This window comes from Profundibacter sp. (assembly GCF_056498605.1).
In genome coordinates this window covers 1-4,892 of sequence record NZ_JBSMEZ010000107.1, presented here as the reverse complement: position 1 = coordinate 4,892, position 4,892 = coordinate 1, and the positions used below count along the sequence as shown (strand labels likewise).

The following is a 4,892-nucleotide window of genomic DNA, read 5'->3' as shown; positions in this document are numbered from 1 at the left end:
CCGGACACCAGAACATCCTTGGCAATGTCGGACCCAAAGGATGCCCAGTGGGGTTTGGCGGCCTGCAGTAGATCATTCAGCGCACGCAACTGGTCACGGTCTGTTGTGCATTGTGGGATGCCTAGGTGCATGGACGCCAATGCCAGAACTTCGCCTTGGCTATCGAGCACATTGATTTTGCCTTGCAGTTCCGCGGGCGGATTGAACAAAATATCGGTCGTATTGATGTCACCACTATAGACGTCGCGGTTTACGGCAAAACTGGTTGAACCCCACTGATAAGGGATCGAACTGTGGCGGCCTTGATCAAAACTGACATCGACCCATTCAGGGGCGATATTGCCAAAATTGCTAAGCTCTGATGGATCAAACGTGTCCAGCAGGCCGGCAGCGGCCATGATTTCAACCATGTAATCGCCGGGAACTGTCACATCGTAGCTGCCCATCTTGCCAGCCTTCAGGGATGCCAGCATGGCCTCGTTTGAATCAAACGTATCCATGGTGATTTCAACATCATATTCTGCAGCAAACTTATCCAGCAGTTCCTGCGGAATGTACTCAAACCAGTGGTATATCGACAGTTTACCCTCGGCTTGTGCGGCACTGGCAGCAATCGTCAGCGCCAAGGCGGATGCCCCCAGTTTCAAAAATCTCTTCATTTCTTTCTCCTCCGTTGTTATTTGGCCGTTATTTTTTATTCTGTCCCATCCGTCCGACCAGATAGGACAGGGTGACAAAGACCACTGACACCAGCAAAAGCAGGGTGGAAATGGCCATGATGTTTGGTTTTATGCCTTGCTTGACGGACCCGAAAATTGCCGTCGGCAGGGTTTCAATGCCGGCACCTTTGACAAAGTTGGTGATAATAAAATCATCAAGCGAAATGATGAACGCCAACAGGAACCCCGAAATGATGCCCGGTGTCATCAACGGCAACAGGATCAGGCGAAACGTCTGGAATCGGGTTGCGTACAGATCCATTGCGGCCTGTTCGTAGACGTCTTCGATGCCCTGCATTCTGGCGGCAATCGGCAGATAGGCGAAGGGCACGCAGAACACGATATGGGCCACAAGGATGGTCAGATAACCCGATGTGAACCCAATGGCCGAAAAGAAGATCAGCGTGGCAACGGCCGTAACGATTTCCGGCACCATCAGCGGCAAATTGATCAGCGCAAACCCAAATGCTTTGCCCCGAAAACGCCCTGCTTTCAGCATTGCGGTCGCGGCGAGTGTCGCAATCGTTGTAGAGGTAATGGCCGCCATGATCGCAATGGCGATGGAATTGATCGCCGCGGCTTTGAATTTTGCGGACTCAACACCGGTGAAGACTTCAACATACCAACGTAAAGACAACCCGCCCCAGTTGGTAATCGAATTGCTGTCATTGAACGAATAGACCATCACAATAATCAGCGGTGCATAAAGCATAAACAGGCACAGGTAGGTCAAAGGCAAAAAGCCCGGGAACCGCCGCAGATCGAGCTTGTTGGCCATCAGCGCACATCCCCTTTGGCCTGTTGGCGGGCATAGTAGGTCAGCACCACCAGCACCATCGACAACAGGATCATCGACACCGCCGCCCCGAACGGCCAGTTCCCTGCATTGCCCTTGAACTGCTCCTCGATAAGGCTGCCAATCATGAAATTCTTTGCCCCGCCCAACAGGTCCGGTGCCAAAAATGCCCCGAGCGATGGCACAAACACCAGAATGCAGCCAGCAATGATACCGGGTTTGACAAAGGGCAAAATGACATGGCGCAATGTAGTCAGGCGACTGGCATACAGATCGGCCGCCGCCTCGGAAAAAGCGAAATTATATCGCTCGACACTGGCATAGATCGGCAGCACCATAAACGGCAGGTAAGAATAGAACAGCCCCAGTTGCACAGCGAAATTGGTGTTGATGATGTGGATCGGTTCAGTGATGACGCCAAGTGACACCAACCATTCATTCAACGGGCCATTATCGCGGATCAGGAATTTCATAGAGATAGTTCTGATCAGCAAGTTGACCCAATAGGGAATGGTGATCAGAAACAACCAGATTGATTTATTCGGTCCCGTGCGCGTGGCGATAAACCAAGCCGTCGGAAACCCGATGATCAGGCAGAAAACCGTCGCCAGCCCCGCTTGCCAGATCGAACGCCAAAAGATTTTGATATACGTCCATTCAATGACCGGTGGATCATCCCCGAACAGGCCCCGATCAAAGAAAAACTGGTCATAGGCCGCCATGGAAAATTCCCAGATGACGCCGCCCCGAAATTCCTTGGTCAGGAAAGAATACACCAGCATCAGACCAACGGGCAGCACCAGAAAGAAGCCAATCATCACCCAGGAAGGCAGCATCAAAAGGGTCCCCAGACCCGCATAGGTGCTGGTGTTCGACGTGGTGTTTTTTGGGAATCCGCCCGCCATCAGTCCACCAGCAGGCGCGCCGCACCTGTCTCAAAATTCAAACCGACGCGTTCGCCTTTTTCGGGTATATGTGTGCCTTCCGAGTTTTGCAGGCGAACGGTAACGACCTCGCCGTCATCCAGTCTAACATCCACATGCATATCTGTGCCTAGATAGGTTTGCCGCACAGCTACCCCTTGCAATAACCCGTCATTTGGCTTTACCAGCGACACCCTTTCTGGGCGCACCGAAAGGTGCCCGTTACCCGTCACCGCTCCGATTGCAGCAGGACAGGTGAATTTCGCCCCCCCCGGCAAAGTACAAGTCGCATTGCCATCCACCACATTGGAAACCGCCACATCAATCAGGTTCGTTTCGCCGATAAAATCCGCCACGAATTTGTTTAACGGCGCCTCGTAAATATCGCGGGCAGAACCGACCTGCTGCACCAGACCATCGGCAATCACCGCAATTCTGTCAGACATTGTCAGGGCTTCTTCCTGATCGTGCGTCACGAAGATAAACGTGATACCCGTATCCTGCTGAATTTGCTGTAGTTCCTGACGTACCGCCTGACGTAATTTCAAATCCAGCGCTGACAAGGGCTCATCCAGCAACAAAACCTTGGGTTTGGGGGCCAATGCCCGCGCAAGCGCCACCCGCTGCTGCTGGCCTCCGGATAACTGAGAAGGCAGACGGTTGGCAAAGTCAGATAGTTGCACCAATTCCAGAACTTCACTTACACGGGCCTGCGCTGTCGTCCGATCCTGTCCCAACTGTAACAGTCCGAACATAACGTTGGCAGTCACATCCATATGCGGAAACAGCGCGTATTGCTGAAAAACGGTATTCACGGGGCGTTTGTTCGGCGGCAGATCGGCAATGTCTTCGCCATATAGTTTGATCGCACCTTCCGAGATTTCCTCGAACCCGGCAATGGTGCGCAAAAGTGTGGTCTTGCCACACCCTGACGGCCCCAACAGGGTAAAAAATTCATTGTCCTGAATGCTGAGAGATACGTTCCTTAGCGCAACAAAATTACCGTAGCGCTTGGTCATATTCAAAACGTCGACAGCAATATCAACCATGCGCAGCAATCCCCCTATACGCTATGCAAGTACCCCTTTAACTTGCTAAACTAGGTTATTATTGTCCCATGCAGGGGTATATACCCCCAAGGAGGTATTCATGCGGGTATCCGCAGATTCAGAAGAAGCCCTACTTGCAACGGCAATAAGGAGCCTGAATTCAAGCATTTTTCCAGAGAGCCTAAACGCATGGCTGAAATCCTGTGTGCCTTATGACAACATTACGATTCTGGCCTATTTCCCGAACCAGCCGCCAGTGCCGGTGATGTTTGAAAGCCAACAACCGAAGGTCCATGAAAACATAAATGAAATTTACCTTGCGGGTGCATATCTTTTAGACCCGTTCCACGACCTCCACTTCAAGAATGCCCTCCCTGGCGTATACCGGCTTAGTGATATTGCACCGGACAAGTTTCACAGAAACCAGTATTTTCGGGAATACTACCGCAGAACAACAATGGTGGACGAGTTCGCTTTTGTTTCGCATCCATCGCCCGGAATTTCGCTTCATGTTTGCCTTGGGCGCGATAGTAATTCTAACCGGCGGTTTTCAAATCGCGAACTTACCTGCGCACACCGGATTGCACCAATTGTTGATATTCTAACAACCAGACATTGGAAGGATCTGACCTCTAGCGGTGATATGCCCGAAGGCGAGTTTGCAACAGCACTGATTCATTCAATCAATCAGTCTCTTGGAATACACCTAAGCCCCAGACAGGCAGAGGTCGCAATTCTTGTTTTACAAGGGCACTCGTCAGTTTCCATTGGGCTAAAATTGGGTATCAGCTTTCAGACAGTCAAAGTGTTTCGCAAGCAGCTGTATCGAAAATGCAAAATATCTTCACAGGCAGAATTGTTCAAACTGATGTTGCCAATCCTGGGCTCACTTTCGCAGAAACCGAGCTTAAACTAACGATAGTGGTTCAGAAGACAGAACAGGTTCTCTATTTGCAGCCTGGAAGATTGGGAAATGAAACAAGGCAGCTTTCACATTGCTGCCGTTCGGCCAATCAAACAATGAGACAGATACTCTGGCGCCGGACACGCAAGAGTAAATTGGTCGCGCCATTTTTGACTGTGATACGATTGGCCATGACATAGCAGAGCGATATTTCCCCTCTGCTATGGGCACAACACGGATGTTACCCCAGCACTTCGGCCACGGCTTCTTTGGCGACTGATACAACTTGGTCCACTTTTGCCGGTGTAATAAAAAGTGGCGGAGCAAAGCCAATGATGTCACCTTGAGGCATGGTACGGGCAATCACGTTGCGCGACGCCATCGCCGCCGAGATTGCATAACCGATTTTTTAGCTGGATCGAAAAAACTCACAGGCGACTTTATCTCAGCAAACTCAACAGCGCACATCAAACCTTCGCCGCGCACTTGGGCAACGTTGGG

General features: G+C 51.1%; 6 protein-coding genes. 1 reads left to right on the top strand and 5 read right to left on the bottom strand.

Annotation, left to right across the window (positions count from 1 at the left end):
* The 4 genes from ACWB12_RS11220 to ACWB12_RS11205 all read right to left on the bottom strand — a co-directional run.
* Positions 1-659: extracellular solute-binding protein (locus ACWB12_RS11220; RefSeq protein WP_479530171.1), on the bottom strand; the 659-nt coding region annotated here is incomplete at its 3' end.
* Between the two features lie 28 nt (positions 660-687).
* Positions 688-1,497, bottom strand: a complete 810-nt coding sequence (locus ACWB12_RS11215; RefSeq protein WP_479530170.1) for an ABC transporter permease — start codon at positions 1,495-1,497, stop codon at positions 688-690.
* A complete protein-coding gene (locus tag ACWB12_RS11210; protein ID WP_479530169.1) occupies positions 1,497-2,420 on the bottom strand; it encodes an ABC transporter permease in 924 nt (307 codons plus the stop codon). Before ACWB12_RS11210 ends, ACWB12_RS11215 begins: the two co-directional genes overlap by 1 nt.
* Complete coding sequence (locus ACWB12_RS11205; protein WP_479530168.1) at positions 2,420-3,487, bottom strand: ABC transporter ATP-binding protein; 1,068 nt, start codon at positions 3,485-3,487, stop codon at positions 2,420-2,422. The genes ACWB12_RS11210 and ACWB12_RS11205 overlap by 1 nt, the downstream gene beginning before the upstream one ends.
* 100 nt (positions 3,488-3,587) lie before the next feature.
* Between ACWB12_RS11205 and ACWB12_RS11200 the strand changes: the two genes are divergently transcribed.
* Positions 3,588-4,403, top strand: a complete 816-nt coding sequence (locus ACWB12_RS11200; protein ID WP_479530167.1) for a helix-turn-helix transcriptional regulator — start codon at positions 3,588-3,590, stop codon at positions 4,401-4,403.
* 229 nt (positions 4,404-4,632) lie between these two features.
* Here the strand turns inward: ACWB12_RS11200 and ACWB12_RS11195 are convergent, their stop codons facing one another.
* On the bottom strand, positions 4,633-4,773 hold the full coding sequence (locus ACWB12_RS11195; protein ID WP_479530166.1) for a hypothetical protein: 141 nt from the start codon (positions 4,771-4,773) through the stop codon (positions 4,633-4,635).
* Positions 4,774-4,892 lie beyond the last annotated feature (119 nt).

What these genes read in the sequence shown, in the direction of transcription:
- ACWB12_RS11215 (WP_479530170.1), bottom strand. Translation starts at nt 1,497, where the DNA reads ATGGCCAACAAGCTCGATCTGCGGCGGTTCCCGGGCTTTTTGCCTTTG.
- ACWB12_RS11200 (WP_479530167.1), top strand. Translation starts at nt 3,588, where the DNA reads ATGCGGGTATCCGCAGATTCAGAAGAAGCCCTACTTGCAACGGCAATA.
- ACWB12_RS11210 (WP_479530169.1), bottom strand. Translation starts at nt 2,420, where the DNA reads ATGGCGGGCGGATTCCCAAAAAACACCACGTCGAACACCAGCACCTAT.
- ACWB12_RS11205 (WP_479530168.1), bottom strand. Translation starts at nt 3,487, where the DNA reads ATGGTTGATATTGCTGTCGACGTTTTGAATATGACCAAGCGCTACGGT.
- ACWB12_RS11195 (WP_479530166.1), bottom strand. Translation starts at nt 4,773, where the DNA reads ATGGCGTCGCGCAACGTGATTGCCCGTACCATGCCTCAAGGTGACATC.